The sequence below is a fragment of the Paeniroseomonas aquatica genome, assembly GCF_030409335.1.
In the GTDB taxonomy this organism is placed as follows: domain Bacteria; phylum Pseudomonadota; class Alphaproteobacteria; order Acetobacterales; family Acetobacteraceae; genus Belnapia; species Belnapia aquatica.
In genome coordinates this window covers 112,078-137,772 of the sequence record NZ_JAUFPN010000206.1, presented here as the reverse complement: position 1 = coordinate 137,772, position 25,695 = coordinate 112,078, and the positions used below count along the sequence as shown (strand labels likewise).

30 protein-coding genes are annotated in these 25,695 nt (G+C 72.7%); 7 read left to right on the top strand and 23 right to left on the bottom strand.

What is annotated here, in order from left to right; genetic code table 11:
• Position 1 precedes the first annotated feature (1 nt).
• From fabG to QWZ14_RS28740, 13 genes are all read right to left on the bottom strand, one after another.
• Positions 2-727, bottom strand: coding sequence for a 3-oxoacyl-ACP reductase FabG (gene fabG / locus QWZ14_RS28800; protein WP_290320512.1), 726 nt, complete (start codon positions 725-727; stop codon positions 2-4).
• Positions 724-1,152 (bottom strand): phosphotransferase, encoded by a 429-nt coding sequence (locus QWZ14_RS28795; RefSeq protein WP_290320511.1) that lies wholly within the window; start codon positions 1,150-1,152, stop codon positions 724-726. The genes fabG and QWZ14_RS28795 overlap by 4 nt, the downstream gene beginning before the upstream one ends.
• Positions 1,146-1,931 (bottom strand): beta-ketoacyl synthase chain length factor, encoded by a 786-nt coding sequence (locus QWZ14_RS28790; protein WP_290320510.1) that lies wholly within the window; start codon positions 1,929-1,931, stop codon positions 1,146-1,148. The genes QWZ14_RS28795 and QWZ14_RS28790 overlap by 7 nt, the downstream gene beginning before the upstream one ends.
• On the bottom strand, positions 1,928-3,121 hold the full coding sequence (locus QWZ14_RS28785) for a beta-ketoacyl-ACP synthase (protein ID WP_290320509.1): 1,194 nt from the start codon (positions 3,119-3,121) through the stop codon (positions 1,928-1,930). The genes QWZ14_RS28790 and QWZ14_RS28785 overlap by 4 nt, the downstream gene beginning before the upstream one ends.
• Entirely contained in the window at positions 3,118-5,421 is a 2,304-nt protein-coding gene (locus tag QWZ14_RS28780) for an MMPL family transporter (protein WP_290320508.1), read from the bottom strand. Before QWZ14_RS28780 ends, QWZ14_RS28785 begins: the two co-directional genes overlap by 4 nt.
• Positions 5,418-5,984 carry a LolA-related protein gene (locus tag QWZ14_RS28775; RefSeq protein WP_290320507.1) on the bottom strand — a complete coding sequence of 189 codons (567 nt, stop codon included), beginning with the start codon at positions 5,982-5,984 and terminating at the stop codon, positions 5,418-5,420. The genes QWZ14_RS28780 and QWZ14_RS28775 overlap by 4 nt, the downstream gene beginning before the upstream one ends.
• The gene (locus QWZ14_RS28770) at positions 5,981-6,904 is read right to left on the bottom strand and encodes an LpxL/LpxP family acyltransferase (RefSeq protein WP_290320506.1); all 924 of its coding nucleotides are present in this window, start codon (positions 6,902-6,904) and stop codon (positions 5,981-5,983) included. Before QWZ14_RS28770 ends, QWZ14_RS28775 begins: the two co-directional genes overlap by 4 nt.
• Positions 6,886-7,185 (bottom strand): hotdog family protein, encoded by a 300-nt coding sequence (locus QWZ14_RS28765; protein ID WP_290320505.1) that lies wholly within the window; start codon positions 7,183-7,185, stop codon positions 6,886-6,888. Before QWZ14_RS28765 ends, QWZ14_RS28770 begins: the two co-directional genes overlap by 19 nt.
• A complete protein-coding gene (locus tag QWZ14_RS28760; protein WP_290320503.1) occupies positions 7,185-8,531 on the bottom strand; it encodes an AMP-binding protein in 1,347 nt (448 codons plus the stop codon). Before QWZ14_RS28760 ends, QWZ14_RS28765 begins: the two co-directional genes overlap by 1 nt.
• Positions 8,521-9,021 carry a COG4648 family protein gene (locus QWZ14_RS28755; RefSeq protein ID WP_290320502.1) on the bottom strand — a complete coding sequence of 167 codons (501 nt, stop codon included), beginning with the start codon at positions 9,019-9,021 and terminating at the stop codon, positions 8,521-8,523. Before QWZ14_RS28755 ends, QWZ14_RS28760 begins: the two co-directional genes overlap by 11 nt.
• Before the next feature lie 3 nt (positions 9,022-9,024).
• The gene (locus tag QWZ14_RS28750; protein ID WP_290320501.1) at positions 9,025-9,294 is read right to left on the bottom strand and encodes a phosphopantetheine-binding protein; all 270 of its coding nucleotides are present in this window, start codon (positions 9,292-9,294) and stop codon (positions 9,025-9,027) included.
• Positions 9,295-9,530: 236 nt separating this feature from the next.
• On the bottom strand, positions 9,531-10,214 hold the full coding sequence (locus tag QWZ14_RS28745; protein ID WP_290320500.1) for a class I SAM-dependent methyltransferase: 684 nt from the start codon (positions 10,212-10,214) through the stop codon (positions 9,531-9,533).
• A gap of 22 nt (positions 10,215-10,236) precedes the next feature.
• A complete protein-coding gene (locus QWZ14_RS28740) occupies positions 10,237-11,043 on the bottom strand; it encodes a class I SAM-dependent methyltransferase (RefSeq protein WP_290320499.1) in 807 nt (268 codons plus the stop codon).
• A gap of 79 nt (positions 11,044-11,122) precedes the next feature.
• On the opposite strand from QWZ14_RS28740, the gene QWZ14_RS28735 reads away from it, so the two are divergent.
• Both QWZ14_RS28735 and QWZ14_RS28730 read left to right on the top strand, forming a co-directional pair.
• Positions 11,123-11,962, top strand: coding sequence for a lysophospholipid acyltransferase family protein (locus QWZ14_RS28735; RefSeq protein WP_290320498.1), 840 nt, complete (start codon positions 11,123-11,125; stop codon positions 11,960-11,962).
• Positions 11,962-12,762: a glycosyltransferase family 2 protein gene (locus QWZ14_RS28730; RefSeq protein ID WP_290320497.1), complete on the top strand. Its 801-nt coding sequence runs from the start codon at positions 11,962-11,964 to the stop codon at positions 12,760-12,762. Before QWZ14_RS28735 ends, QWZ14_RS28730 begins: the two co-directional genes overlap by 1 nt.
• Here the strand turns inward: QWZ14_RS28730 and QWZ14_RS28725 are convergent.
• The 6 genes from QWZ14_RS28725 to rplM all read right to left on the bottom strand — a co-directional run bounded on the left by QWZ14_RS28725 (position 12,698) and on the right by rplM (position 17,425).
• Positions 12,698-13,630, bottom strand: a complete 933-nt coding sequence (locus tag QWZ14_RS28725) for a polysaccharide deacetylase family protein (RefSeq protein ID WP_290320496.1) — start codon at positions 13,628-13,630, stop codon at positions 12,698-12,700. The two genes, QWZ14_RS28730 and QWZ14_RS28725, sit on opposite strands and share 65 nt — an antisense overlap.
• A 3-nt stretch (positions 13,631-13,633) precedes the next feature.
• Entirely contained in the window at positions 13,634-14,674 is a 1,041-nt protein-coding gene (locus QWZ14_RS28720; protein ID WP_290320495.1) for an alpha/beta fold hydrolase, read from the bottom strand.
• Positions 14,675-14,815: 141 nt separating this feature from the next.
• Entirely contained in the window at positions 14,816-15,343 is a 528-nt protein-coding gene (locus QWZ14_RS28715) for a gamma carbonic anhydrase family protein (RefSeq protein ID WP_290320494.1), read from the bottom strand.
• Positions 15,344-15,356: 13 nt separating this feature from the next.
• Positions 15,357-16,304: an N-acetyl-gamma-glutamyl-phosphate reductase gene (gene argC / locus QWZ14_RS28710; protein WP_290320493.1), complete on the bottom strand. Its 948-nt coding sequence runs from the start codon at positions 16,302-16,304 to the stop codon at positions 15,357-15,359.
• 129 nt (positions 16,305-16,433) lie between these two features.
• Positions 16,434-16,928: a 30S ribosomal protein S9 gene (gene rpsI / locus QWZ14_RS28705; protein WP_290320492.1), complete on the bottom strand. Its 495-nt coding sequence runs from the start codon at positions 16,926-16,928 to the stop codon at positions 16,434-16,436.
• Positions 16,925-17,425, bottom strand: coding sequence for a 50S ribosomal protein L13 (rplM, locus tag QWZ14_RS28700; RefSeq protein WP_290320490.1), 501 nt, complete (start codon positions 17,423-17,425; stop codon positions 16,925-16,927). Before rplM ends, rpsI begins: the two co-directional genes overlap by 4 nt.
• Before the next feature lie 173 nt (positions 17,426-17,598).
• Between rplM and QWZ14_RS28695 the strand changes: the two genes are divergently transcribed.
• The 3 genes from QWZ14_RS28695 to QWZ14_RS28685 all read left to right on the top strand — a co-directional run bounded on the left by QWZ14_RS28695 (position 17,599) and on the right by QWZ14_RS28685 (position 21,541).
• A complete protein-coding gene (locus tag QWZ14_RS28695) occupies positions 17,599-18,588 on the top strand; it encodes a Bug family tripartite tricarboxylate transporter substrate binding protein (RefSeq protein ID WP_290320489.1) in 990 nt (329 codons plus the stop codon).
• A 6-nt stretch (positions 18,589-18,594) separates the two neighbouring features.
• Positions 18,595-20,301 carry a dihydroxy-acid dehydratase gene (locus QWZ14_RS28690; RefSeq protein WP_290320488.1) on the top strand — a complete coding sequence of 569 codons (1,707 nt, stop codon included), beginning with the start codon at positions 18,595-18,597 and terminating at the stop codon, positions 20,299-20,301.
• Between the two features lie 61 nt (positions 20,302-20,362).
• Complete coding sequence (locus tag QWZ14_RS28685; RefSeq protein WP_290320487.1) at positions 20,363-21,541, top strand: M20 aminoacylase family protein; 1,179 nt, start codon at positions 20,363-20,365, stop codon at positions 21,539-21,541.
• Between the two features lie 39 nt (positions 21,542-21,580).
• Here QWZ14_RS28685 and QWZ14_RS28680 read toward each other — a convergent pair whose 3' ends face one another.
• From QWZ14_RS28680 to QWZ14_RS28665, 4 genes are read right to left on the bottom strand one after another with little or no spacing between them, the layout of a single operon-like run.
• Entirely contained in the window at positions 21,581-22,189 is a 609-nt protein-coding gene (locus QWZ14_RS28680; RefSeq protein WP_290320485.1) for a glutathione S-transferase family protein, read from the bottom strand.
• 46 nt (positions 22,190-22,235) lie between these two features.
• On the bottom strand, positions 22,236-22,700 hold the full coding sequence (locus QWZ14_RS28675) for a DUF2269 family protein (RefSeq protein WP_290320484.1): 465 nt from the start codon (positions 22,698-22,700) through the stop codon (positions 22,236-22,238).
• Positions 22,690-23,238, bottom strand: coding sequence for a UGSC family (seleno)protein (locus tag QWZ14_RS28670; protein ID WP_290320483.1), 549 nt, complete (start codon positions 23,236-23,238; stop codon positions 22,690-22,692). Before QWZ14_RS28670 ends, QWZ14_RS28675 begins: the two co-directional genes overlap by 11 nt.
• A 13-nt stretch (positions 23,239-23,251) precedes the next feature.
• The gene (locus QWZ14_RS28665) at positions 23,252-24,343 is read right to left on the bottom strand and encodes a hypothetical protein (protein ID WP_290320482.1); all 1,092 of its coding nucleotides are present in this window, start codon (positions 24,341-24,343) and stop codon (positions 23,252-23,254) included.
• An 89-nt stretch (positions 24,344-24,432) separates the two neighbouring features.
• Here QWZ14_RS28665 and QWZ14_RS28660 point away from each other — a divergent pair, with 89 nt between their 5' ends.
• Positions 24,433-24,759: an NIPSNAP family protein gene (locus QWZ14_RS28660; protein ID WP_290320480.1), complete on the top strand. Its 327-nt coding sequence runs from the start codon at positions 24,433-24,435 to the stop codon at positions 24,757-24,759.
• Between the two features lie 5 nt (positions 24,760-24,764).
• Positions 24,765-25,661 (top strand): agmatinase, encoded by an 897-nt coding sequence (speB, locus tag QWZ14_RS28655; RefSeq protein ID WP_290320479.1) that lies wholly within the window; start codon positions 24,765-24,767, stop codon positions 25,659-25,661.
• Positions 25,662-25,695 lie beyond the last annotated feature (34 nt).

Below are 25,695 nucleotides of genomic sequence, written 5' to 3'. Positions count from 1 at the left end.
CTCAGCCCAGGCCCCCGCCCACCGCGATGGTCTGGCCGCTGATATAGCCGGCCCGGTCGGAGGCGAGGAAGGCGACCAGTGCCGCCACCTCCTCCGGCGTCCCGGCCCGCTTCGCCGGGACCAGCTCGGCGATCCGCTGCGGGCTCATCGCCGCCGCGACCGCCGGCGATGCGATGATCCCCGGCGCCACCACGTTGGCGGTGACCCCGCGCGACGCGTATTCGAGCGAGACCGACTTCACCGCGCCGATCAGCCCCGCCTTGGCCGCCGCGTAATTCGCCTGCCCTCGGTTCCCGAGCAGCGCCGAGATCGAGCTGATGGCGATGATCCGCCCCCAGCGGGTGCCGATCATCGGCAGGATCAGCGGCCGCAGCGCGGCGAAGAAGCCGTTGAGCGAGACATCCACCACGCTCCGCCACTGCGCCTCGGACATGCCGGCCAGCGGCACGTCGTCATGCGTCCCGGCATTGTGGACCAGGATCTGCACCGGCCCGGCCTCGAGCAGCGCCTCCAGCGCCGCGGCGGTGGCCGGCATGTCGGCCAGGTCGCAGGCGAAGGCCGTGGCCTCGCCGCCGGCGGCGCGGATCTCCGCGGCCAGGGCCGCGGCGCGGTCCAGCCCGGCATGGGCGTGGATCAGCACGGCATGGCCCTCGGCGGCGAGGGCGCGGGAGATGGCGGCGCCGATCGGGCTGGCGCCGCCGGTCACCAGGGCGCGGCCGCGGCTCATGCGGCCTCCCGCGCCAGGATCACCGCCGCCTGGCCGCCAAGCAGGCTGCGGCCTTCGGCGCTGATCTCAAAGCGGTAGATCGAGCCGCCGGGCTCGGCCACCAGCGCCACCGCCTCGATGTGCAGATCCTCCGCGATATCGTCCAGCCGCTCGGCGTCCAGCGCCACCTCCCGCAGGCTGCTGATGAAGCCGCGCGGCTGCGGGGCGCCGCTGCTCAGCGCGCCGTGCAGGGCCATGGCCTGGAAGGCGAATTCCAGGCCGCAGATCGCCGGCAGCAGGCCGTCCCGCCGTAGCGGATTGGCGGCATCGCGGTGGCGCCCGGTGGTGCAGGTGATGCCGGCGGCGTCCCAGGCCAGGGCGCGGTCGAGCAGGCACATGCGGCCCTGATGCGGCACCAGCGCGGCGATTTCCGCCGCATTCAGCACTGCGTCACCCGGATCTCGAGATGCGCATCCTCCAGCAGCGGCAGTCGCACCAGCGCGGACCGCCGCGCCGCCAGCGCCCGCAGCAGCGGCAGGGCGCGCGCCGCGGGATTGCCGGCGGCCAGCGCATCGAGACCCTCGGTGGGGGAGTCCGCCGGGGCCGGTTCGGCGACGTAGCGCAAGTCCAGCCCCGCCCACGCGCCCTGGGCGCCGGGAGCCAGGACCAGGCCGGCAGCGAAGGGAAAGTCGGTCGGCCGCACCGCATCCAGCGGCGCCGGCAAGGGCGTGTCGTAGGCCACCAGCAGCACCGGCCGCCCGCGCGTCGCCACCGCCCCCATCGCCGCGAGCAGCCCGGCGGCGAAGGCACCGTCATGCCCGCCGAGGCTGAGTGACGGCATGGTCGAGCCGGCCGCGATATGCCAGTAGCCCGCAGCGGCGTTGTGCACCGAGTTGTGGAACAGCGTCGGCGAGACTGCGCCGTCCGGATCCTGCAGCGCATCCAGGATGCCCCCGACCACCGCGCCATCGCCGTTGCCGCTGGCGAAGAAGGTCTCCAGCGCGGCGCGGTCGGGCTCGGCCGCGGTCGCCTCGGTGGCGGCGGCCAGGGCGAAGCGCACGGTGGCGCCGGCCCGGCGGCGGTCGCCGGCGGCGAGGATGGCAGGCACCGGCGGCAGCGCCTCCGCCATGGTCCAGGGCGCGGTGCCGGCCAGCATGGGCTCGCTCGCGGCCCAGCCGGGCAGGCCGGGGCCGAAGACCGATGCCGCCGTGACGAAGGCCTTCATCCCTGGCCGATCACCAGGCTGCAATTGCTGCCGCCGAAGCCGAAGGAATTGCTGAGCACCCGGCGCACCGGCCGGGCGCGGTTGCCGGTCGCCACATCCGTGCGGAAGGCCGGGTCGGCGGCGGCGATGCCGAGGCAGCCCGGGACCAGCCCCTCCTCGATGCAAAGGGCGGCGACCAGCGCCTCGATCGCGCCGGAGGCGCCGAGCGCATGCCCGGTCCAGCCCTTGGTGGAGCTGCAGGGGACGGTGGCACCGAAGACCTGGTGCATGGCGCTGTCCTCCATCGCGTCGTTGGCGCGGGTGCCGGTGCCGTGCAGATTCACGTAGTCGATCTCCGCCGGGGTGAGGCCCGCCGCGGCCAGCGCCGCCCGCATGGCATTGACCGCGCCCAGGCCCTCCGGATGCGGGGAGGACATGTGGTGCCCGTCGCTGCTGGCCCCGGCGCCGAGCAGCAGCGGGCCGCGGGATGAATCAAATGGCCGTTCCAGCAGCACCAGCCCGGCACCCTCGCCGATGGTGATGCCGTCGCGGTCGCCGGCGCAGGGCCGGCAGGGGCCGGGGCTCAGCAGTTCCAGCGCGCTGAAGCCATGCAGGGTCAGGCGGCAGAGGCTATCCACCCCGCCCGCCACCGCGGCATCCACCAGGCCGGCGGCGATCAGCGCCGCCGCTTCCATCATCGCCCGGGCGCCGGAGGTGCAGGCGGTGGAGACCACCAGCGCCGGCCCGCGCAGGCCGAGCCGGGCCCGCAGATAGGCCGGCAGTGCCCTCAGGTCGTGGGTATGGCCGTAGTCGAAATCCGCCGGCAGGGCCGTCTCGCCCGGGGTGCGGCCGGCATAGGCCTGCTCGGTCTGCTCGATGCCGGCGGTGCTGGTGCCGAGGACCACGGCGATGCGCTCCGCCCCGTGCCTCTCGCGCGCGGCGGCCACGGCCTCGGCGAAGCCGTCGCTCCGCAGCGCCAGCTCGGCCAGGCGGTTGTTGCGGCAGTCGTAGGCGGCGAGATCGGGCGTCAGGGCGACGGCCTCGATCCCCGGCACGGCGCCGATCCAGATATCCGGTGGGGCGCCAGGGAAGGCGCAGGGCAGCAGCCCGCCGCGGCGGTCCCGCAGCGCCGCCCGCAACGGCGCCAGGCCGGCGCCGAGCGCCGTGACCGCGGTGCCGGCGCTGATCCGCAGCGGCCACATCGCCCTCATGCGCTGCGCACCTGGCGCGGCGTGAAGGCGCAGGCCAGCAGGAAGGCGGCGGCGACGCCGGTGGCGACGGTCAGGCCGATGCCATGCAGCACGGGGGTTTCACTCAGCGACAGCATCCCGAAGGTAAGAAGGGTCGAAACGGCGCAGGTCAAGACGGCGCCCGTCGTGGCGTCATCCGCCGTCCCGCCCGCGGCGAGAAAGAGAGCATAGTCGATCGCCAGTCCGGCGAGCAGCAGCAGGGCGGCGAGGTGGAACAGGCTCAGCGCCTCCCTCAGCAGGCCCAGCACCGCGAGGGTGACCAGGACGGCGCCGCCGATCGGCCCGGCGACGGCCAGTGCCCGCCGCGGGCTGCGCAGCCCGATCGCCAGCAGGCCGAGCACCGCGACCCCGCCAGCAAGCGCCCAGGCCAGCGTCGCCCGGGAATAATCGGCCAGCAGCCGCTCCATTTCCAGCTTGACGTCGAGGAAGAGTACCCCGGGCAGGCCGAGCCCCGCCGCCGCCGCCTCCAGCGCCCGCGGTTCGGCCACGCCGGTCGCCGGAGCGATGCCCCAGACCTCGGCGCCGTGCCGGCTGACCAGGGGCGAAAGCCGGGCGGCGATCGTCGGCGCGCCTGCCGCCAGCATGGCGAGGTCGAGCGGCGGCAGGGCGCGGCTTTCGGCCATGGCGGCGGTAAAGCGGGCGAAGGCAGTGGGGCGGAAGGGCAGGCCGACTGCCGCCTCCCGCAGCGCCTCGGCCAGGGCGGCATCGCCGGGCAGCGCCGCCTGCCGGCTGGCCTGCAGCGCCGGGCTGGGCAGGTAGCGGCTGGGCAGGTCGAGGCCGGCCAGCAGGCCGCGGGCGACCAGCGGCTCCACCGCGCCGGCCAGCGCCTCGGAGCGGCCGAGCATCTCACCCTCCGAGGCTGTCGGGCCGAGGACGAACAGGCTGCGGACATCCGGCGCGCCGAGCTGGCCGCGCAGCTCGGCATCCAGCGCCTGCTGCCGGGCCGGGACCGGGCTGAGGGCGGCGAGGTCGCGCTGGCGGTCCGGGCCGCCGGTGGCCGCCAGTACCGCGACCGCCACCGCCAGCACTGCCAGCGCCGTCCGGGGGCGGCCGCGCAGGGCGGCCAGCGACCCGAGGCCGAGCGGCCGGGCCAGGATGCGGGTCTCGGCCGGCACCAGCCGCGGCAGCAGCCAACGTGTGGTCGCGGCGGCCGTCAACAGCCCGACCCCGGCGAAGACCCCGGTCTGCACCAGCCCGGGCAGGCCGGAGCCGACCATGGCCAGCAGGCCCACCGCGGCCGAGACCGCCGCCAACCGCAGGGTCGGCCAGATCCGCGCCGCCGCCGTGGCGAGGGATTCGTCCGGCCGCCGCAGGGTCAGCAGCAGGATCGGGTAGTCCACCACCACGCCCAGCATGGTCACGCCGAAGCCCAGCGCGATGGCATGCACGCTGCCGTAGAGCGCCACCGCCGCCGCATAGCCGGCCAAAGTCGCCGCCAGCAGCGGCACCGCGACCAGGGCCAGCACCGGCCAGGAGCGGAAGCGCCAGTAGAGGAACCCGGCCAGCAGCAGGGTCGCGGTCAGGGTCAGCCGCTGCACGTCGCGTTCGATCCCGGCCGCCGCCTCTGCCGCAAAGACGCCGGGGCCGCTGAGCAGCAGCCGGGCGCCCGGGGGGGGGGTGGCGGCGGCGAAGGCCTGGTGGAAGGCGGTCATGGCGAGGCGCTGCGCCGCCGCATCCAACCCGGCGCCCTGGCCGCGGGCGACCAGCAGCGCACGCGGGTTGTCGCCCGGGGCGAACCAGGCGCCATCCTCGGTCGCCACTCTGCTCTCGCCGAGCCAGGCCGCGGCCAGGCCGAGGAAGGCCCCGGTCGGATCGGCGAAGCCGTAGCGGGCGAGGATGGGCGAGGCGGCGGAGCGCAGCCCATCCAGCAGTGCCTCCAGCTTCGGCCTCAGCGCCGCGGCGGTAAAGGCCTCGGGCCGAGTCTCGGGTGAGAGCAGGTAGCGGTAGCGGAAGAGCAGCGCTTCCTCCGGCTCGCCCAGCCGAAGGGTGCCGTCGCCGACGAAACCGAACTGGCCGGAGGCGCGCAGCCCCGCCGCCGTCTCCCGCGACAGCCGGGCCAGCTCCGCCTTCGGTGCACCCTCGATCGCGGCGAGCAGCAGGGTGGTGGCGGCGCCCGATTGCAGCTCCCGCAGCAGGAAGGCGCTGGCCGGGGTGCGGCCGGGGGGCAGGAATTCGGCCAGGTTGGCCCGCGGCGGCGCCAGCCAGCCCAGCGCGCCGCCGAGCCCGGCCAGCAGTGCCAGCACCGCCAAAACGCGGGTCATGGCGCAGGCGCGATCTGCATCCGGTCGACGCCGCCGCCGCCCTCGGTCTCGACGCTGCGCAACTCATTGCCCTGGCCGGTGACGGTGATCCGCTGCACCGCGCCCAGCACCCGCAGCGAGAGCGGCGTCAGCACCATGCGCCAGCCCGCGGCGGTGGCGGCGAAGGCGACGCCGTAGTGCCGCCGCAGCGCCGCCAGGTCGCCGGCCAGGGTGCCGCGCACGGCCTCCACCAGCGCCTGCATTTCCGGCTGGTCGCCCAGCGCGAATTCGCGCTGCACCCCGCGGTCGCGGCGTTCGTAGGTCAGGCGGCCGGCGGCGACGGTGACGCGCTCGTCGATCGGCCAGGTGGTGTGCTTCTCCAGCCGGTCCGGCGCCTGCCATGAGAGGGTGCCTTCGTTCGGCTGGCCGACCTCAAGCTCGGGGATGACCTTGTCCTCGGTGAAGCGGGACCGCTGCGCGGGCACCGCGGCCAGGGCCTGCATGACCTGCTCGAGCGTCGGTTCCGCCGCCAGGGCCGGCGCGGCGAGGGGGGCCAGCAGCAGCGCGCGGCGGGAGGCCCTCATGCCGCCTCCTCCTGCCAGAAGGGGTAGAAGTTGAACCAATTGTAGGGATGGGCGCGGCACATCGCCTCCAGCGCCCGGGCATACTGCTCGACCGAGGCCAGCACCGCCGCCTCGCGCCCGGCGCGGCTGCCGTCGCCGATACGCTCGGCGAAGGGGGCGAAATGCACCGCATAGCGGCGCGGGCCGGTGCGGATGCCGAAGGCGAGCATGACCGGCGCGCCGAGCACCGCCGCCAGCACATGCGGCCCGGTCGGCAGCGGCGCCGGATGGCCGAGGAAGGCCACCCGGTGCAGCCGCTGCCCGGCCGGGGCGCGATCCGCCAGCAGGCCGACCAACCCGCCGCGCTCCAGCACCTCCCGCACCCGCAGCATCGCATCCGGCGCGCCGAGGGCGATGACCGCCGCGGCCCGTCCCTCGCCGCCTAGCGCATCGAAGACGGCCTTCACCCGGGCGGCATTGGCCTCGTGCATCAGCACCGCGACCTCCACCGGGCAACCGGCGTCGCCGACCGCGCGCAGCGCCTCGAAGCTGCCGAGATGGGCGCCGAAGAGCAGGCAGCCTTGGCCCCGGTCGACCCGGGCCCGCAGCGCCTCCAGCCCATGCAGGGTGACCTCGAAGCCGGCGGACCGGCCAGCGGCCAGCCAAACCCGGTCCAGGATGGTCGCGGCGAAGGTGAAATACAGTTGCCAGAGGTCGCCGAGCTCGGCCGGCCGGCCCAGCACCCGGCCCAGGTATTGCCGCGCCGCCGCCCGCTGCCGCGGCGAGAAGGCGAGGAAATAGGCGGTGATCGGGAAGAGCAGCGCATGCCCCGCCCGCCAGCCGAGCCGGTGGCCGACGCCGACCATGAAGCGCAGCCAGAAGGTATTGCCGCGCTCCGGCGCCTGGACCCAGGCGGGCGGGGTCACGCTGGCGCCGGCCATCCGAATTCCCCGAGCAGGACGATGGTGTCGCCGCAGCGGCAGGTGAAGCCGAGCCGGTCGTCGCCACGGGGCGCCAGGGTGACCGCGACCGCGGCGCCGGGCGCGACCCGGGCGGGGAATTTCGCCCGGATCAACTTGGCCGGGGCGCCACGCTCCGGCGCGGCAGCGGCCACCGCCTGCAGCACCGCATCCAGCAGCAGCACGCCGGGGACGATCGGCCGGCCGGGGAAGTGCCCGGACAGGGACGGGTGGTCGGCGGGAATGGTGAAGCTCGACTGCATCAGGCCTCCTCCGCCCCGGGCAGCAGGCCGGCCAGGGCCTGGCGCGGCAGCTTGCCGACGGAATCGCGCGGCAGCGCCGCCACCATCGCCAGCCGGCGCGGCAGGAAGGCCGGGTCGATCAGGCCGCGCAGCCCATCCATGATCTGCGCCGCGGTGCGGCCGGGGGCGACCACCAGGGCGCTGAGCCGCGCCGCCGGGTTGTTCTCCATGTCGCCGGGCGCGAGGAAGACCCCGTCCTCCACCCCCGGCACCCCGGCGAGCACCCGGTTCAGCTCGGCGAGCGAAGCGCGCTTGCCGCCGAGCTTCACCACATCCGCGAGCCGCCCCAGCAGGCGGAAGCGGCCATCCGCCAGGGGTTCCACCGCATCGGCCAGAGGGACGGCGCCGAGCCCCGGCACCTCCGCCACGCCGTCCCGCACCGTGGTGCCGGCATAGGGCAGCCAGCCCTCCTCCCGCGCGGTGCGGCGGCTGGCGACGGAGCCGGCCTCGGTGGCGCCGTAGATCTCGAGCATCGGTGCCGCCCAGTCGCGCTCCACCGCCATCGCCATTTCCGGCGCCAGCGGCGCGGTGGCGGAGATCACCGCGGAGAGCGCCGGCGGGCGGCGGCCATCGGCCAGCAGCACCCGGAGATGCAGCGGCGTGGTGATCAGCAGGCGGCGGGGCGGCACCGCGGCCAGGGCCTCCTGCACCTCCGAGGGGTAGAAGCTGGCGCCGGCGTGGATTGCCACCGCGGCCCGCAGCGGCAGCATCATCGTGGTCTCGAAGCCGTACATGTGCTGCGGCGGCACGGTGGCGACGATGCTGGTCGGCGGCCCGTCCCCGGGCCGCAGCCCGAAGCGCGCCGCCGCCGCCGCCGCAGCCGCGACCAGCGCGCCCCAGGGCTTGGCATGCGCGGTCGGCGTGCCGGTGGAGCCGGAGGTGAAGCCGATGGCGACGACCCGCTCCGCCGGAATGGGGGGCGGTGCCGCGGCGGGCCGCAGGGCCCGCGGCGCGTCGACCCGGAAGACCGGCAGCGGCGCCGCGGCCCCCGGCTCGTCGGCCAGCAGGTAGGCGCCGGGGTAGCGCGCCGCCGCCATGGCGAGGAACCCGCCGCCGGAGCGGGCGCCGAGCAGGGTCGGGTGGCCGCGCAGCAGCGCCGCGGCGAACCCGAGCAGCGCCGCGTAGCGGTCGGCGCAGAGGTTCAGCGCATGCCCATCGGCCGGAAGCGCGGCGGCCAGCGCCGCGGCCTCGGCCAGGAAGCGGCCGACGCTGACCGGGCCGCCGGCACGATGGCAGATGATCTCGGCCGCATCCCGGGTGGTCAGCGCCAGCCCGGGCGTGTCCGCGGCCAGACCCTCAACCGGCATGGCGTGCCCCGGCCGCGCGGATCGCGCCGAAGGTGCGCCAGGGGGTGGCCCGGCCCAGCTCGGGGAAGAGCCGGCTGCGCAGGAGATGCTCGGCGAGGAAGCCGGCGGTGCACAGGACGGCCTCCGTCAGGGAAACCGCCGGCAGCGGCCACAGGCCGGCCGTCGCCGCCGCATGCGCCAGGGCGAAGAGGCCGAGCAGGATGGCCCAGGCGGCGGTCAGCCGGCGGGTATAGCGCTCGGCCCGCGGCGGCAGTCCGGCCGGGTCGTGTCGGGCATAGCGGGTGATCAGCGGCACCGCGCCCGGCCGCAGCGTGGCGGCGAAGCGCCAGGCGACCAGGAGGTTGGCGGCGGTGCCGAGGAGGGCCGGCCCATGTTGCCCGGCGAGCCAGGTCGCCAGGCCGCCAACTGCGAATTCGAGGCCGAGGGCGACCAGCCACACGCCCGGCCAGAGGCTGGCCATGGCGGCGGTACGCGCAACCGGCAGGGCCATCGCTTACCGCGCCCGGTGCTGGGCGATATGGCCGGCAAGGCTGCGGAGCGAGGCGAAGATGCGGTGGTTGCGCTCGTCGTCCGAGCGCAGCTGCACGCCGTAGGCCTTGGCGATGGCAAGCGACAATTCGAGGGCATCGATGGAATCGAGCCCCAGCCCTTCGCCGAACAGCGGCGCCTCGGGCACGATCTCCTCGGCCGTGGTCTCGAGCGAGAGCGAAGCGACGATGAGCCTCGCCAGGTCCTGCTCGAGCCCGGTGTCGGGATGAACCACAGGACCGATAGTTCCTGCCGGCGCTGTGAAACTCCCGGTTGACATCACTTTCCCTCCGGGCAAACTGTCTTGCGTGTCACGGCCACTCATCCCGTGCCCGGCTGATTAGCAGAGCGCCGGATCGCTCGGCAAGCTAAGCCATTCAATCGAAAGGCACCGCAGCCTATTCGCGCATAGCATTGCGGCAGGAAAGCGACACCGGAGCGCCGCCAGCCGGGCGGGCGACCGCGGCGCTCTCAGGGCTCGTCCCGCTCGGCCAGCAGCATGACGTTGGGCAGCGGCGTCCAGCCCCAGCAGGGCGTGACGGACAGGACGAAGCCGGCCGCCACCAGCGGCGCGCCCAACTCCTTCAACGGCAGCGGCCGGAAGTCGGAGCCGTCCCTGCGGACCGCGCAGCCCAGGCGTTCCATGGCGATACCGATGCCGCTGCGCCAGCCACGGGCCGGGTCGAAGGCACGGATCACGATGCGCCGCCGTGCCGCCGCCGCCATCCGCACCAGCAGGCGCTGCTGCGCCTCGGCCGGGAGCTGCAGCAGCACGTCGAAAATGAGGACGGTATCGGCCGCTGGCACCGCCGCCGCGGTGAGGTCGGCGACGGCGAAGCTGGCGGGCAGTCCGACGGCGGCCTGGGTGGCGTCGGCGATCTTGCCGGGATCGAGGTCCAGCCCCTGCAGCCGCGTCGCCAGCCCGGCGGTGAGCAGCGACATCCCGACCTGGCCGCGGCCGCAGCCGAGGTCGGTGATCGAGCCGAAGCCGCCGCGGGCCGCCGCGAGCCGCAGGACGGCCGGGGTGGCGGGATCGGTCAGCAGCTTGCCGCGGACGAAATTGCGCGAGAAATGCGAGGCGCCGGCATAGCGGGCGGCGACCTTCCGGGTCAGCCCCCACAGGCCGGGCGGCGCGGCGGTGACGGCGGCGGGCATGCAGGCCCCTCCCCTCGATGTGCTAGGCCGGCGGCCGCCGGGCCGAATAGGCGCGCATGATGCCGATGTCGGTGTCGCAGCGGACCTCGGAGAGGCCCGCCTTCTCGAGCTGCCGCAGGATCTCGGGCGGCGGCACGCAGGCCGCGATGGTGTCCCAGTAGTAGCGCATCAGCGTGGCGCTGCCGCTGCCGGCCAGGCGGCTCAGCAACGGCACCGCGCCGCCGAGATAGGCCTTCAGCAGCCCCTGCCCCAGGCGGCTCTCGGGCGGCGCGATCTCCAGCAGAAGCAGCCGGCCGCCGGGCCGCAGCACGCGGCGGTAGCCGGCGAAGAGCTGGCCGAGGTCGACGACGTGGCGCAGCGCATAGCCCATGCTGACGAAGTCGAAGCTGGCGTCGGGGAAGGGCAGAGCCTCTGCCCGGGCCTGCACCAGCGGCAGGCCGAGCGACCGCCGGGCCTCGGCCAGCATGCCCTCGCTCAGGTCGAGGCCGACCATGCCGCGGGTGTCGCCGAGGATCGCGGCCGCCTCCCGTGCGACCAGTCCGGTGCCGATCGCAACGTCGAGCAGCCGGGCTCCCGGGCGCAGCCCGGCCCGGCGTAGCGCCCGCCGCCGGTACCAGGGGCCGGAGCCCAGCGCGAAGGCGGCGTTGATCCGGTCGTAGGAGCCGGCGGTGCGGTTGAAGAGGCCGCGGACGAAGCCGGAATGCGCCTGGGGCGTGGGATAGTAGGCGAGCAGGGGCGCATGCGGCGGCGCGGCCTCGGCGTCCGCCGCCCCTGCCCCGCCCTTCGTCGCCGCGGCCCCGGATGCTTCGGAATCCTGCCCAGCCGGCACGCCTAGCCCCCCTCTCCCTGGACCCCCATGGTACCATCCGCTAGCCTGAATCCCCAACCACGCCAGGATGGTTGCCCGTATGCACAGCCCCGAGGCAACCGCCGTGCCGCCTTCCCCGGGGTGGCTGACCGCGGGCTACTACCGAATCGCCTTCTACTTCTGCCTGCTGGTCTGGGGCGTGAGCTGCCTCAGCTGGAGCCTGCTGGCCGCGCTGCTGCACCGAATCCTGCCGCGACGTCTGGGCGAGCCGCTCGGGCAATATGCCATCATGCTCGGCTTCCGCTGGCTCATCGGGGTGATGCGCTTCACCGGCGTGCTGCGGGTGGACCTGCGGGCGCTGGATGTGCTCCGCCGCGACCCCAGCCTCATCATCGCGCCGAACCATCCGACCATGCTGGATGCCGTGCTGATCCTGTCGCGGCTGCCGCGCCTGGTCTGCATCACCAAGGCGGCGCTATGGGACAACTGGGCGCTGGGCGGCGGCATCCGGCTGGCCGGCTACATGCCGAACGACGCGCCGCTGCCGATGATCCGCCGTGCCGCCCTGGCGGTCCGCGCCGGCAACCAGCTGCTGATCTTCCCCGAGGGCTCGCGCACCGCGACGCCGCCGGTCGATCCCATCCACCGCAGCTTCGCCGTCATGGCGAAGGCGGCAGGCGCGCCGGTGCAGGCGGTGCTGATCGAGGCCGACAGCCCCTATCTGGCGAAGGGCTGGCCGCTGTTCCGCCGCCCGGTGCTGCCGCTGGTCTTCCGGGTGCGGCTGGGCGAACGCTTCGCCGTCGGCGGGACTCCGGAGGCCTGCGTCGCTTGGCTGGAACGGCACTACCGGGCCGAGCTGCCGGCCAGCCGGCCGGCCGCCTGGCTCGCCATCCCGGCCGCATCCCCAAGGCCGGGGCATTCCGCCGGCCGGGCCGCCTGATGGCCGAGGCGCCCGGGGCGCGACAGCTCGTGCTGATACCCAGCTACAATACCGGACCGCTGCTGCCGGAGACGGTGCGCGCCGCCCGGGCGGCCTGGGCGCCGGTCTGGGTGGTGATCGACGGCAGCACCGACGGCAGCGACGCGCTGCTGCGCGCCGCGGTGCAGGACGACCCGGAGTGTCGCCTCATCCGGCTGCCGGCCAATGGCGGCAAGGGCGCCGCGGTGCTGGCGGGGCTGCAGGAAGCCGCGGCGGCCGGCTTCACCCATGCGCTGGTCATGGACGCCGACGGCCAGCATCCCGCCGCCGCCATCGGCCATTTCATGGCCGCCTCCGCCGCCGCCCCCGCGGCGCTGATACTGGGGCGGCCGGTCTTCGGGCCGGAGGCGCCGCAGCTGCGGGTGCGCGGCCGGCGCATCTCCAATTGGTGGGCGAACCTCGAGACCCTGGGCGCCGGCATCGGCGATTCGCTCTTCGGCTTCCGCGTCTATCCGATCGCGCCGCTGCTGCGGGTGATGCGGCGCGGCGGCCGGATGCGGCGTTTCGACTTCGATCCGGAGGCGGCGGTCCGGCTGGCCTGGGCCGGCCTGCCGCTGGCCAACATCCCGGCGCCGGTCCGCTACCTCAAGGCCGAGGACGGCGGGGTCTCGCATTTCCGCTACGGCCGGGACAATGCGCTGCTGACCTGGATGCACATCCGGCTGGTGCTGGGCATGCTGCTGCGGCTGCCCTGGCTCATCGCCCGGCGGCTGCGGCGGGGGACGCCCGCGCCGCCACCGGCGCCAGTGACCCGACCCTGAGCCCGGCGGCGGCGCAGCGGGCGAGCAGCGGCGGCAGCACCGCGAGCACGGCGGCCTCGCCCCTCGGCCGGGTGCCGGGGGTGCCGTCGTGCAGCAGCAGGATGTCGCGGGCGGCGAGGCCGCGGGTCAGCCGGTCCAGCACCCGTCCCGGATCGTCGCCCCGCCCGTCGTAGCCACGCCGGGTCCAGGACACCAGTTGCAGCCCCTCCAGCGCCAGGACCGGGTCCAGCAGGGGGCTCCGCAGCCCCATCGGCGCCCGGAAGAACCGCGGCGCGACGCCGGTGGCTTCGGCGACGGCCCGCTGGGTCAGCACGACCTCCCGGCGCAGCGCCCAGGGGCCGCGGCAGGCGAAGCTCTTGGCGTGGTGGTAGCTGTGGTTCTCGATCGTATGGCCGCGCCGGCCGATCTCCCGCAGCAGGGCGCCGTGGCGGGCGGCCTTGCGGCCGATCACGAAGAAGCTCGCGGTCGCACCATGCCGGTCGAGCAGGTCGAGGACGCGCGGAGTCACCTCCGGGTCGGGGCCGTCGTCAAAGGTCAGGGCGACGGCCTTGCCCATGGTGCCGGGCAGGGCGACCAGATTCGGGCCGAGCTGGGTGCTCCGGGGATGCATCAGCGCGCCGAGCACGGCATGGTTGCCGGCCAGGACCGCCAGCATCTGCGGCCAGTGCTGCGGCTCGGCCACGATGCCGAGCGCGGCGACGCCATGCAGCCAGAGCGAGGCGCGCGGCACCGGCGCGGGCGACCAGGCCCGCAGGGGGGCAAGGCGGGCGGCGAGGCGGGCGGCAGGCGACAGGCGGCCCGGGCCGCGCCGGGGCCGGTCGGTCAGGTCATCGGACAGGGCACGGCACCCCAGGGCGGGCCGGTGCACCGGTCATGGCGTCCGCGCCGCAGCGGGTGCTTCATGCAGCCATTGCTGGCCGGCGGCCTCGGCGTCGGACGGCAAGGCCGCGCCGGGCGCCAGGATCCAGGCCGCGATATCCGCGCCGACCAAGCTGCGTTGCTGGTCCCGGAGCAGCAGGTGGTAGCCCTCCGGGTAGAAGGCGAAGTGCCGGGACCCCGTCGCCGGCAGGACCTGGAGCAGGCCGCGTATGGCCGCCGCCGGGACGATCCGGTCGTGGCCGCCGTAGAGGATGAGCACCCTCCCCCGGAAGCCGGCCGCCGCGGCCAGGGCCGCGTCCATCAGGTTGATGAGGCCATAGACCGCATCGACGCGAAAGCTCTTGGTGGTCAGGGGATCCTCGGCCCAGCGCCGCATCGCCGCGTCGTTGTCGGTCGGGGTGAAGCCCGGCGCCGAGCCGGAGAAGCCGACCGCCGGTATGGCGCGGGCGGCGAATTCGAGCACCCGCTTGCTGAAGTCGCTCATGGTCGCGCGGCCGCGGATGCCGGGGGCCATCAGGACGTATCCGTCGACCGGCGGCGGCTCGGCGGCGGCCGAGGCGACCAGCGCCACGGCGGCGCCCATGCTCTCGCCCAGCAGGATGAGCGGAATGCCGGGGTGGCGGCCGCGCAGCGACCGGGCGGCGGCCGTGGCATCCGCCGCCAGGGTCTCGGCGCCGGGCCAGTAGCCACGGTTCGGGGCGGCGCCGAAGCCGCGCTGGTCATAGGCATAGACGCCGATGCCCTGGGCGAGGAAGAGCGGCGCCGGGATGTCGAGGCTGTTGCGGGAGTAATCACCGAACCCATGGATAGCGAGGATGATGGCCCGCGGCCGCTCCGGCGGCAGCCAGGACCGGTAGGGCAGCCGGGCTCCGTCCGGCATGACGAAGGCATCGGTGGCGATGGCGGTCGGCGCCAGCGCGGGGCCCGCCGGCATGACCACGGGGGTGCAGCCGGCCAGGGCCAGCAGGGCGGCGGCGCAGCCGCGCCGGGACAGCGGGCGCGGCGTCACCGGCGCGCCGGCCCCATCCCGCACGGCGGGGCGGTCACCTCCCCGCGCCCGAACAGCTCAATCACCACCCATCCCGCTTTCCGCCCGCCGGTCCCGGATCGATCCTATGTCGCGTGCCGTGGCGGCGCGATCAAGCGGAAGCGTGGCCCCCGGCCTTCCCGGCGCCTAGCCGAGCGAGGCGCGGTGGCGGCCCGAGAGCTCCACATAGTGAGGCGCCGTCTTGTCGAAGCCGGCGCGCTGCTCGGGGGTCAGGATGCGGACCAGCTTGGCCGGGTTGCCCATCCAGAGCTCCATGGCGGCGATGCGCTTGCCCGGCGGCAGCACGCTGCCGGCGGCCAGCATGCCGTCCTCCTCGATCACGGCGTCGTCCAGCACCGTCGCGCCCATGCCGACGAAGGCGCGGTTCATCAGGGTGCAGGCATGGATGATGGCGGCATGGCCCACCGTCACGTCATCGCCGATCTGCGTGGCCTGCTTGCCCGCATTGACGTGGATGATGGTGCCGTCCTGGATGTTGGTACCGCGGCCGATGCGGATGAAGTTGGTGTCGCCGCGCAGGACGCAGTGGTACCAGATGTTGGATTTCGCCCCGATGGTGACGTCGCCGATGAGGGCGGCGGTGGGAGCGATCCAGGCCTCGGGATGGATCTCCGGGAGCTTGCCTTCGAAGGGGTAGAGCGGTCCGTGGGTCATGGGTGGTTCTCCCTTATTCGGCCGCGGCCGGCAGCCGCGTCTCGACCGCGATGCCGAGCATCAGCCCGATGTTCTGCACCGCGGCGCCCGAGGCGCCCTTGCCGAGGTTGTCGTAGCGCGCGGTGAGGATGGCCTGGCCCCGGGCCTCGCTGCCATGGACGCGCAGCTCCAGCAGGTTGGTGTTGTTCAGCGCCTGCGGCTCGAGCTTGGCCGTCCCGGGCACCACGCGGACATAGTCGCTGCCGGCGTAGCGGGCGGCGAGCAGCGCCTCGATATCGGCCGGCTTCGGCTTGCCCGGCAGGGTGTCGAGGTGCAGCGGGATGCTGTCGATCATGCCCTGGCGGAAGTCGCCGACGGAGGGGACGAAGATCGGCCGCCGGGTCAGGCCGGAATACTGCTGCAGTTCGAGGACATGCTTGTGCTCGAGCGTGAGGCCATAGAGCTCGAAATCCGGCGCGGTGCGGGATTCATACGCCGCGATCATCGCGTTGCCGCCGCCGGAGAAGCCGGAGACGGCATTCACCGAAATCGGGTGATCCGCCGGCAGCAGCCCGGCCTCAATCATCGGCCGCAGCAGCAGGATGGCTCCGGTCGGGTAGCAGCCGGGGTTCGAGACCCGCATGGCGGCGGCGATCCGCGCGGGTTGGTCCGGGGTCAGCTCCGGCAGGCCATAGACCCAGTCGGGGTCGACCCGGTGGGCGGTGCTGGCATCGACCAGCCGCGGCGCATCGGCGCCGAGCGAGGCGGCCATGGCGGTGCTTTCCTTCGCCGCGTCGTCCGGCAGGCAGAGCACGACGAGATCGACCTCGGCCATCAGCGCGAGCCGCGCGGTGGGGTCCTTGCGGCGCGACGGGTCGATCGATCGCACCGCGATATCCGGCAGGATGGCCAGCCGCTCGCGGATCTGCAGGCCGGTGGTGCCGGCCTCGCCATCGATGAAAACCGTCGGGATCTTCGCCATGTCCTTGGTCCCCTCAACCGCGCCCATTTGCGGTGGAATGCGGCGCAAAAAGCAAGAGGGGCGGGTCCATGCGGACCCGCCCCCCTGTATGGCAGCCATGTGGCTGGCGCCGACCGGCGCCCGCCGCGGTCAGCGCTTGCTGAACTGGAACGAACGTCGCGCCTTCGCCTTGCCGTACTTCTTCCGCTCGACGACGCGCGGATCGCGGGTCAGGAAGCCCGCCTTCTTCAGGATCGGCCGCAGCTCCGGCTCGTAGTTGGTGAGCGCGCGGCTGATGCCGTGGCGCACCGCGCCGGCCTGGCCCGAGAGCCCGCCGCCGGTGACCGTGGCGACGACGTCGAACTGCTGGTAGCGGTCGGCGACCAGGAAGGGCTGCGAGAGCAGCATCCGCAGCACCGGCCGGGCGAAGTAGGTCACCACGGGGCGGCCGTTGATGGTCATCTCGCCCTTGCCGGGCTTTACCCAGACGCGGGCCACGGCATCCTTGCGGCGGCCGGTGGCGTAGGAACGGCCCTGGGCATCGCGCTTCTGCTCGCGCAGCACGGCGACCATGTCGCCCGGCAGCGGACCGGTCTGCACCAGGGTCTTCAGATCGGCGAGCGTGCCGGTGATCTGCTCGCTCATGCCGCGGTACCCTTCTTCTCGCCGCCGAGGGCGACGTTCTTGCGGTTCATCGCCGCGATGTCGATGGCGACTGGCTGCTGGCCGGCATGCGGATGCTCGGCGCCGGGATAGACATGGAGGTTCTCCATCTGGCGACGGCCGAGCGGACCACGGGTGATCATGCGCTCCACGGCCTTCTCGACGACGCGCTCGGGGTGCTTGCCCTCGAGCCGCTCGCGGATCGTCCGCTCCTTGATGCCGCCGGCGTAGCCGGTGTGCCAGTAGAAGATCTTCTTCTCGGCCTTCTGGCCGGTGACCCGGACCTTCTCCGCATTGATGACGACGACATGGTCGCCGCAATCGACGTGCGGGGTGAACTGGGGCTTGTGCTTGCCGCGGAGGCGATTGGCGATGATGGTGGCGAGGCGGCCGAGCACGAGGCCCTCCGCATCGACCACGAACCAGCCTTTCTTGACCTCCGCCGGCTTCAACGAGCGGGTCTGGGTCTGCAACTGCATGGGGTGGGGCGTATCCGGTCTGAAAAGAGACGGGACGTATGGCGGCAGGTGGCCGAAAGGTCAAGCAGAAAGCAGGGTTTCGGCTTGCGGTATCCCGATACCACATGTCGGGCGGGTGGCTTGCCAGCGCCGCCCGGGGCCTGTCACCCTGGCAAAAACCGGACGGGGGGCGGATGCGCCAGACGATTCAACAGCGTGGGATCATGGGGCGGCGGGGGCTGATCGGCGCCGGGGGCCTGTTGGCCGCCCCGGCCCTGGCGCAGGCACCCTGGCCCGCCGGGCAGACGGTCGCCGTCGTGGTGCCCTATGCGCCGGGCGGCGCCTCGGACGTGGTCGGTCGGCTGGTGACCCAGGGCCTGTCGGAGAAGCTCGGCGGCACCTTCGTTATGGACCACAAGCCCGGCGCCTCGACCAGCTTGGCCGCGCGGCTGGTGGCGCGGGCCCGTCCGGATGGCCTGACCCTGCTACTCGGCACCATCGCCACCTTCACCCTGACGCCCATCGCCTTCCGCGACCCCGGCTACGATCCGCTGGCCGATTTCGCCCATATCAGCCAGGTCTGCGAGACGCTGTCGGTGCTGGTCGCCCATCCCCGCTGGCCCAGCCTGGAGGCGATGCTGGCGGCGGCCAAGGCGCGACCGGGCGAGCTTTCCTATGCCACCTGGGGGGTCGGGACCACGGCGCATCTGCCCATGCTCGACCTGATGGCCCGTACCGGCACGGATATGCTGCACGTGCCCTACAACGGTGCCCCGCCGGCGCTGACCGATACCATCGCCGGCCGCACCGACTGCATGTTCGCCCTGCTGGCGGCCTGCAAGGGGCATCTCGAGGAAGGCCGGGTGCGCGGGCTGGCGGTGCCGACCGCGGCGCGGCCCGCCTCCCTCCCCGCGGTGCCGACCTTCGCCGAGCTGGGCATCCCCGACTTCATCTATACCGGCTGGTACGGCGTCCAGGCGCCGAAGGCGACGCCGGCGCCGATCCAGGCGCGGATCGGCCAGGCGCTGGCCGAGCATTTCGCCGACCCCAAGATCCAGGCCTTCATGGCGACCCAGGGCATGGCCCCCTCGGCCATGGGCCCGGAGGCCGCCATCCGGCGTATCGAGCATGAATTGCCATTGCACCGCAGGCTGTTGCAGCGTGCGGGCTTCAAGCCGGAGTAAGCCAGCGTGTCCAATACCAAGCCCCCGCACGGCCTGTCGCGCAACGCGGCGAATTACGGCGACCCGGATTTCGCCTTCTACCTCCGGCGCAGCTTCGCGGCCTCGATGGGGTATTCGCGCGTCATGCTGGAGAAGCCGGTGGTCGGGATCGCCGATACGGCGTCCGACTACAACAATTGCCATCGCTCGGTGCCGGAGCTGGTCGAGGCGGTGAAGCGCGGCGTTCTGGCGGCCGGCGCCCTGCCGCTGGCCTTCCCGACGGTCAGCCTCTGCGAGCCCTCGCTGGTGCCGACCTCGATGCACTACCGCAACCTCATGGCGATCGATACCGAGGCGATGCTGACCGCCCAGCCGATGGATGCGGCGGTGCTGATCGGCGGCTGCGACAAGACCGTGCCGGCCCAGCTCATGGCCGCCGCCAGCGCCGACGTGCCGGCCGTCATGCTCGTCACCGGCCCGATGCTAGCGCAGCGCTTCGAGGGCGAGCGGCTGGCCGCCTGCACCGATTGCCGCCGCTACTGGGCGCAGTACCGCGCCGGCACGGTCTCGGCCGAGCGGATCGGCAAGATCGAGGGCAAGCTGGCCACCACCTCCGGCACCTGCGGCGTCATGGGCACCGCCTCCACCATGGCCTGCATCGCCGCGACCCTAGGCTTCATGCCGCTGATGGCGGCTTCCGCTCCGGCGGTGCATTCCGACCGGCTGCGGATCGCCGAGGAAGCCGGGGCGCTGGCGGTGCGGCTGATCAGCCATCCCGTGAAGCCTTCCGAGATCATCACCGAGAAATCGGTCGAGAATGCGCTGCGGGTGCTGCTCTCCCTCGGTGGCTCGACCAATGCGCTGATCCACCTGACCGCCATCGCCGGGCGCGTCGGGGTGAAGATCGACCTCAAGCGGCTGGATGCGCTGAGCGAGGAGACGCCGGTGCTGGTCGACCTCAAGCCGACCGGCGAGGGCTATATGGAGGACTTCCATGCCGCCGGCGGCATGATCGCCCTGCTGCGGGAGCTGCGCGACCTGCTGCACCTCGACTGCAAGGACCTCTATGGCCAGACCCTGGCCGAGCAGCTCGATGCCGCGCCGCCCTTCGTCGACCGCGCCATCATCCGGGCGCGCGACAAGCCGATCAGCCCGGTCGGCGGAATCGTCTCGTTGTTCGGCAGCCTGGCGCCGGACGGCGCCATCCTGAAGCGCAGCGCCGCGACCCCTGCCCTGTTCGAGACCGAGGCCCGCTGCATGGTCTTCGACGGGCTGGCCGACCTGGCCAACCGGATCGATGCCGACGACCTCGACGTGAAGGCCGAGGACATCCTGATCCTGAAGAACGCCGGGCCGCTGACCCCGGCCGGGATGCCGGAGGCCGGCTACCTGCCGATCCCGAAGAAGCTCGGCCGCCAGGGGGTGAAGGACATGGTGCGGATGAGCGACTGCCGCATGTCCGGCACCGCCTTCGGCACCATCGTGCTGCATATCGCACCCGAGGCGGCGGCCGGCGGGCCGCTGGCGCTGGTCGAGACCGGCGACCGGGTGCGGCTTTCGGTCAAGGACCGGCGGCTCGACCTGCTGGTCGATGCGGCGGAGCTGGACCGTCGGCGGGCGCTGTGGCGGGCGCCGGTGGCGCCGAAGCGCGGCTGGGACAAGCTGATGTTCGAGCAGGTGCTGCAGGCCCCCGATGGCGCCGACCTCGCCTTCCTGCGGCCCGAGGGCGTCTGAAGCCTGGACAAACGGCCGCCGGCACCCATAGCTGGCGGCCACAGAAGCCGAGCGAGACCACATGCCGATCCTGAACCGCATTGCCGATTTCCACGCCGAGATGACCGCCTGGCGGCAGGACTTCCATGCCCATCCCGAGATCGCCTTCGAGGAGGTGCGGACCGCCGGCATCGTCGCCGAGAAGCTGCGCGCATTCGGCTGCGACGAGGTCGTCACCGGCATCGCCGGCACCGGCGTGGTCGGCGTCATCCGGGGCCAGGGGGATACGTCCCGCGCCATCGGCCTCCGCGCCGACATGGATGCGCTGCCGATCCTGGAGCAGAGCGGCGTGGCCCATGCCTCGACCGTGCCGGGGAAGATGCACGCCTGCGGCCATGACGGGCATACGACGATGCTGCTGGGCGCGGCCAAGTACCTTGCCGAGACCCGCAACTTCGAGGGCACCGTCTTCCTGATCTTCCAGCCGGCCGAGGAGAACGGCGGCGGCGGCAACGTGATGGTGCGGGAAGGCCTGTTCGAGCGCTTCCCGATGGAACGGGTCTTCGGCTTGCACAACTGGCCCGGCGCGCCGGAGGGCAGCTTCTGGTGGCGCGAGGGGCCGATCATGGCAGCGACCGCGCAGATCCTGGTCGAGGTTACCGGCAAGGGCGCGCATGGCGCCATGCCGCATCAGGGCAATGACCCGGTGGTGATCGCGGCGCAGATCGTCACCGCGCTGCAGAGCATCGTCGGGCGCAACGTCGATCCGGCGGAATCGGGCGTCATCACCATCGGCCAGATTCAGGGCGGCGACACCTGGAACGTCATCCCCGAGACGGTCACCCTGCGCGGCACTGCGCGGTGGTTCCAGCCGGAGGTCGGCGACCTGCTGGAGAAGCGCTTCCTCGAGATCAGCACCGGCATCGCCACCGCCTTCGGCGCGACCGCCAAGGCGGTCTTCGACCGCGGCTATCCGGCCACGGTGAACGAGCCGGAGAGCACGGTGATGTCGGTCACCGCCGCCCGGACCGTCTCTGGCGAGGCCAAGGTGCAGGAGATGCCGAAGCCGACCATGGGCGGCGAGGATTTCTCCTTCATGTTGAACGCGAAGGCCGGCAGCTACATCATGCTCGGCGCCGCGCGCGGGCCGGGCGACCCGCAGGTGCACCACCCGAAGTACGACTTCAACGACGCGGTGCTGCCGATCGGGGCGAGCTACTGGGCGACGCTGGCCGAGCAGCTGCTGCCGAAGCGGGGCTGAGGCCAGCCCGGGGCATCCGACGCCGGATGCCCCGCCGGTCTAGGCGGCCGCCGAGGGGCGCGCCGCCATCATCGCATGATGCGCGGTGACCGCCTTCAGCGCCGGGTCGATCGGCTGGCCGACCTTGGCGCCGAAGTCGAGGAAGGCAAACAGCATGATATCGGCGAGGCTCAGGCTGTCGCCGCGGATGAAGCTCCGGCCGGCGATCAGCCGGTCGAGCCAGGCCAGGCCCTTCTGCGCCGTCAGCTTCAGGTCATCGGCGGCCTGAGGGATGCAGTGGATGCGGTTCTCGAACAGCTTCAGCCCCTGGCTGAAGCGGAAGCCATTGGTCATGGGCTCGAGGATGTTGAGGTCGATGCGCCGGGTCCACATCCGGGTCTCGGCCCGCTCCCGGGGCGTCGCGCCGATCAACGAGGGGCCGGGGGTGATCTCGTCGAGGTATTCGCAGATGGCGGTGATCTCGGCGATAACGCTCCCGTCGTCGAGCTCGAGGCAGGGCATCTGCCCGACGGGGTTCTTGGCGAGGTAGGGCGGCTGGCGGTTCTCGCCGCCGCGCAGGTCGATGGTGGTTTTCGGCAGCTCGATCCCACGCTCGGCCATGAAGATGCGGACGACGCGCGGATTGGGTCCGACGGAATCATAGAGCAACACTGGCAACCTCCCCTACCCTTCGTTCCGGACGAGGATAGCCGCATCAGGGCTTGGCGACCATGGTCCATAGCGCGCCGACCAGCGGGATGGTGGCGATCAGCCCCCAGATGATCCAGCGCCGGCCGGCGCGCCAGTACTCCGCCGGAATCTCCCCGGTGGTGGCGAAGACGCGGGCCATGCGGGCCTGGCGCACCTGGATCGGCACCAGGACGGTGAGCCAGATCACCCCCGCGGCGACGAATTGTACCTCCGACCAGACCAGCCAGCCATCGCGCAGCGGATCCATCCCCGCCACCCAGGCGGCGCCATAGCCGCCAGCGACCAGCAGCAGGATGCCCCAGAAGGTGAAGAACCAGTCGGTCACGGTGACCAGCCGCTGGGCGAAGCCGATGATGCGCGGGTCGCGGGTGCGGTCCGCGTAGAGCTTCCAGATCGAGGTCACCGTGACATTGCCGACCAGCAGGATCACCCCCAGCAGGTGGACCAGCTTCCAGACGTCATAGGCCAAGCCAGACCGCCTGCGCCTCTCGCGCGATGACGGCGACGCGAGCGGCGACTTCCGCGGCGGTGATGGAGCTGACGGGGTGGTCGATCACCACCGGGCGCAGGCCCGTCATGCCGACGGCGGTGCGGGTCAGCTCGGTCTCGCGTTCGAATTCCGTGGTGATGATGCAGGCGGCGGGGATGCCGAGGCGCTCGAGCGCGATGCTGTCCCGCACGCAGCAGGAGCAGCAGGAGCCGCAATCGCCGATGGCGGTCAGCACGATGTCGCACTCCGCGGCGATGCGGGCGATCAGCTCCGGCGCCGCATCCTTCGAGAAGCTGTGCTTCACGTAGTAATTCACCGCGACGAAGCGGATGTCCTGGCCCAGCGCCGCCTGGGCACCGCGCAGCAGCTTGTTGGCATTCCACTTGCTGTTGTCGAGGATGCCGAGCCGGAGGCCGTCCAGGGCGACGGGGCGGGGGGCGATCGGCGCATCGGCGGATTCGACCCGGCCGCGCGGATCGAAGACGAAGGCAGTGCCGGCATCGAGACGGTCGAGCATGGTTGGTCCTCCCTCAGATGGCGCAGACGCCGCCGATGCAGTCCGACCCGGCGGCGGCGACGCCGGCCTCGACCGGCCGCAGCACCGGCATGTTCATATGGCCCCAGCCGGGGATGAAGGCGGAGAACCGGCCGGCATCGCCGCCCACCACGAAGAGATGGACGTTGTCCGGGCTGGGCACGATGGGGATGCGGCTGTCCGGGTCCCGCTTGTACCATTTCGGCAGGTTGCGATTGTAGACCGCGCCGTAGCGATGGTCCCGGGTGATCTGCCGGAAGGCATTGCCGCTGTGCATCCAGAGGTAGTGGCGGATGTCGTGCCGGGTCCAGCCTGCCTTGGCGATGCTGCGGGCATGCTCCAACCCCAGCGCCACCGCGCAATGGCCCGACAGCACCGCGTTGTTCGAGGCGATGGTGCTCATCGCCGAGCAGATGGTGTCGAGGATGCCCTCGGGGTCGTTGCACTGATGGTCCGTCACGCTGTGCGGCGCCTCGGCCGCCATGGCGAAGACCGTGCTGTCCTCGGGCCGGTAGCCGTGTTCCACGTGGTAGGGCGCGAGCGGGCTGTGGGCCTCGTTCTCGCAGATGGCGAAGCTGTACTTGGCCGGGTTGCCAAGGGTGCATTTGTCGAGGTCCGGCGGATGCGCGCCGCCGACGTTCAGCAGCATCAGCCGGATGGCGCGGCCGATGGTCGCATTGGCGCGGTTGCCCGGGCCGAAGGCATTGGCGCCGCCGTTCATGCCGATCTCGCGCGCCATGGGGCCGTTCACGATGACTAGCGGCGCCGCCATGTGCGTCGTCGCCTGCACGCCGTTGAGGTTGAAGGCCGGGTCGGTGAGCGCCAGCATCGCCGCCCGCAGCACCGGGGCATAGGCGGGCAGGCAGCCGGCCATGACAGCGTTGATCGCCAGCACCTCCCGCGTCAGCAGGCCCCAGCGCGGGGCGACCTTGCACTCGACATGGTCAGGCTCGCCACCCAGCGCCGCGACGAAGGCCTCCACCTTGGCCGGCGTCGGCGGCACCACGGGCAGGCCGTCGGTCCAGCCCTGGGCGAAGTAATACTCAATGAGGTCGGTGCCAGCCTCGACGGCGGTCGTGATCGACATGGACGTTCTCCCTCGCCGCAGCATACCGCCCCTATGGCCCGCCGCCAGCCCGGGTTAGCATCCCCCGGCCCAAAGGGAGGGACCCAAGGATGATCTACGAACTCCGCGTCTACCACTGCCTGCCCGGCCGCCTGCCGGCGTTGCTGAAGCGCTTCGACACCATCACCTTGAAGCTCTGGGAGAAGCACGGCATCAAGCAGGCCGGCTTCTGGACCGTGCTGGTGGGCTCCTCGAACCAGGACCTGTACTACCTGCTCGCCTGGGACAGCCTCGCCGACCGCGAGACGAAGTGGACCGCCTTCGGCACCGATCCCGAATGGCTGGCGGCCCGGGCCGAAACCGAGAAGGACGGCCAGATCGTCGCCGTGGTTGAGAACTCCTTCCTGACGCCGACCAGCTTCTCCTCGGTGAAATAGCGCGCATGGCCGGCACCCCGACCTTCGCCACGCCGCCGGGCTTCCTCGGGATCGGGCGGCAGGACCCGGGGGCCGGTTATGTCGTCGCGGGGGTGCCGCTCGATATCGGCACCACCAACCGCGCTGGCACGCGCGACGGCCCGGCGGCGATCCGCCGGGCCAGCCGCATGCTCGTCGACGGCGTGCATCCGGAACACTGGGTGGACCCGCGTGACCTCGACATCGCCGACATCGGCGATTTCGCCATCGCGCTAGGGGATATCCCGGCGAGCCTGGCGTTGATCGAACAACAGGCCGCGCAATGCCGGCACCTGGTGGCGCTGGGCGGCGAGCATGGCATCACCCTGGCGCTGCTGCGGGCGCTGTCGAAGCGCCTCGGCGGGCCGCTCGGCCTGCTGCATTGCGATGCGCATGTGGACACCTGGGCGGACAACTTCGGCCAGGCCTTCGCCCATGGCTCGCCCTTCTACCACGCCATCAACGAGGGCTTGGTCGACCCCCGGCGGATGATCCAGATCGGCATCCGCTCGCCGGTCGACTGCGCGACCTGGGATTGGACCATCGGCCAGGGCGTCACCATCGTGACCGGGCAGCAGGCCCAGGAGCTCCGGCCGGCGGCGCTGGCCGAGCGGGTGCGCGGCGTCCTGGGCGATGCGCCCGCCTATCTCTCCTTCGACATCGACTGCCTGGACCCCGCCTTCGCCCCGGGCACCGGCACGCCGGAGATCGGCGGGCTGGCGAGCTGGCAGGCGCAGGGCCTGCTGCGGCGCCTGGCGGCGGTGGATTTCCGCGGCATGGATATCGTCGAGGTCTCGCCGGCCCATGACGTCGCCGAGATCACCGCCCTGGCGGCGGCGACGCTGGCCTGGGAATATCTGGCCTTGCAGGCCTTGGACCGGTAACTTTCCTGCAACACTGCCGGGTTTCAGGCGGCCA

Excerpts from the sequence above, each read along its gene's own strand:
- QWZ14_RS28765 (WP_290320505.1), bottom strand. The coding sequence starts at position 7,185 with ATGCAGTCGAGCTTCACCATTCCCGCCGACCACCCGTCCCTGTCCGGG.
- rplM (WP_290320490.1), bottom strand. The coding sequence starts at position 17,425 with ATGCAGTTGCAGACCCAGACCCGCTCGTTGAAGCCGGCGGAGGTCAAG.
- QWZ14_RS28670 (WP_290320483.1), bottom strand. The coding sequence starts at position 23,238 with ATGCTCGACCGTCTCGATGCCGGCACTGCCTTCGTCTTCGATCCGCGC.
- rpsI (WP_290320492.1), bottom strand. The coding sequence starts at position 16,928 with ATGAGCGAGCAGATCACCGGCACGCTCGCCGATCTGAAGACCCTGGTG.
- QWZ14_RS28730 (WP_290320497.1), top strand. The coding sequence starts at position 11,962 with ATGGCCGAGGCGCCCGGGGCGCGACAGCTCGTGCTGATACCCAGCTAC.
- QWZ14_RS28780 (WP_290320508.1), bottom strand. The coding sequence starts at position 5,421 with ATGACCCGCGTTTTGGCGGTGCTGGCACTGCTGGCCGGGCTCGGCGGC.
- QWZ14_RS28760 (WP_290320503.1), bottom strand. The coding sequence starts at position 8,531 with ATGCCGGTTGAGGGTCTGGCCGCGGACACGCCCGGGCTGGCGCTGACC.
- QWZ14_RS28790 (WP_290320510.1), bottom strand. The coding sequence starts at position 1,931 with ATGAAGGCCTTCGTCACGGCGGCATCGGTCTTCGGCCCCGGCCTGCCC.
- QWZ14_RS28735 (WP_290320498.1), top strand. The coding sequence starts at position 11,123 with ATGCACAGCCCCGAGGCAACCGCCGTGCCGCCTTCCCCGGGGTGGCTG.
- QWZ14_RS28755 (WP_290320502.1), bottom strand. The coding sequence starts at position 9,021 with ATGGCCCTGCCGGTTGCGCGTACCGCCGCCATGGCCAGCCTCTGGCCG.
- fabG (WP_290320512.1), bottom strand. The coding sequence starts at position 727 with ATGAGCCGCGGCCGCGCCCTGGTGACCGGCGGCGCCAGCCCGATCGGC.
- argC (WP_290320493.1), bottom strand. The coding sequence starts at position 16,304 with ATGGCGAAGATCCCGACGGTTTTCATCGATGGCGAGGCCGGCACCACC.
- QWZ14_RS28775 (WP_290320507.1), bottom strand. The coding sequence starts at position 5,984 with ATGAGGGCCTCCCGCCGCGCGCTGCTGCTGGCCCCCCTCGCCGCGCCG.
- QWZ14_RS28785 (WP_290320509.1), bottom strand. The coding sequence starts at position 3,121 with ATGAGGGCGATGTGGCCGCTGCGGATCAGCGCCGGCACCGCGGTCACG.
- QWZ14_RS28715 (WP_290320494.1), bottom strand. The coding sequence starts at position 15,343 with ATGACCCACGGACCGCTCTACCCCTTCGAAGGCAAGCTCCCGGAGATC.
- QWZ14_RS28665 (WP_290320482.1), bottom strand. The coding sequence starts at position 24,343 with ATGTCGATCACGACCGCCGTCGAGGCTGGCACCGACCTCATTGAGTAT.
- QWZ14_RS28695 (WP_290320489.1), top strand. The coding sequence starts at position 17,599 with ATGCGCCAGACGATTCAACAGCGTGGGATCATGGGGCGGCGGGGGCTG.
- QWZ14_RS28770 (WP_290320506.1), bottom strand. The coding sequence starts at position 6,904 with ATGGCCGGCGCCAGCGTGACCCCGCCCGCCTGGGTCCAGGCGCCGGAG.
- QWZ14_RS28685 (WP_290320487.1), top strand. The coding sequence starts at position 20,363 with ATGCCGATCCTGAACCGCATTGCCGATTTCCACGCCGAGATGACCGCC.
- speB (WP_290320479.1), top strand. The coding sequence starts at position 24,765 with ATGGCCGGCACCCCGACCTTCGCCACGCCGCCGGGCTTCCTCGGGATC.
- QWZ14_RS28745 (WP_290320500.1), bottom strand. The coding sequence starts at position 10,214 with ATGCCCGCCGCCGTCACCGCCGCGCCGCCCGGCCTGTGGGGGCTGACC.
- QWZ14_RS28660 (WP_290320480.1), top strand. The coding sequence starts at position 24,433 with ATGATCTACGAACTCCGCGTCTACCACTGCCTGCCCGGCCGCCTGCCG.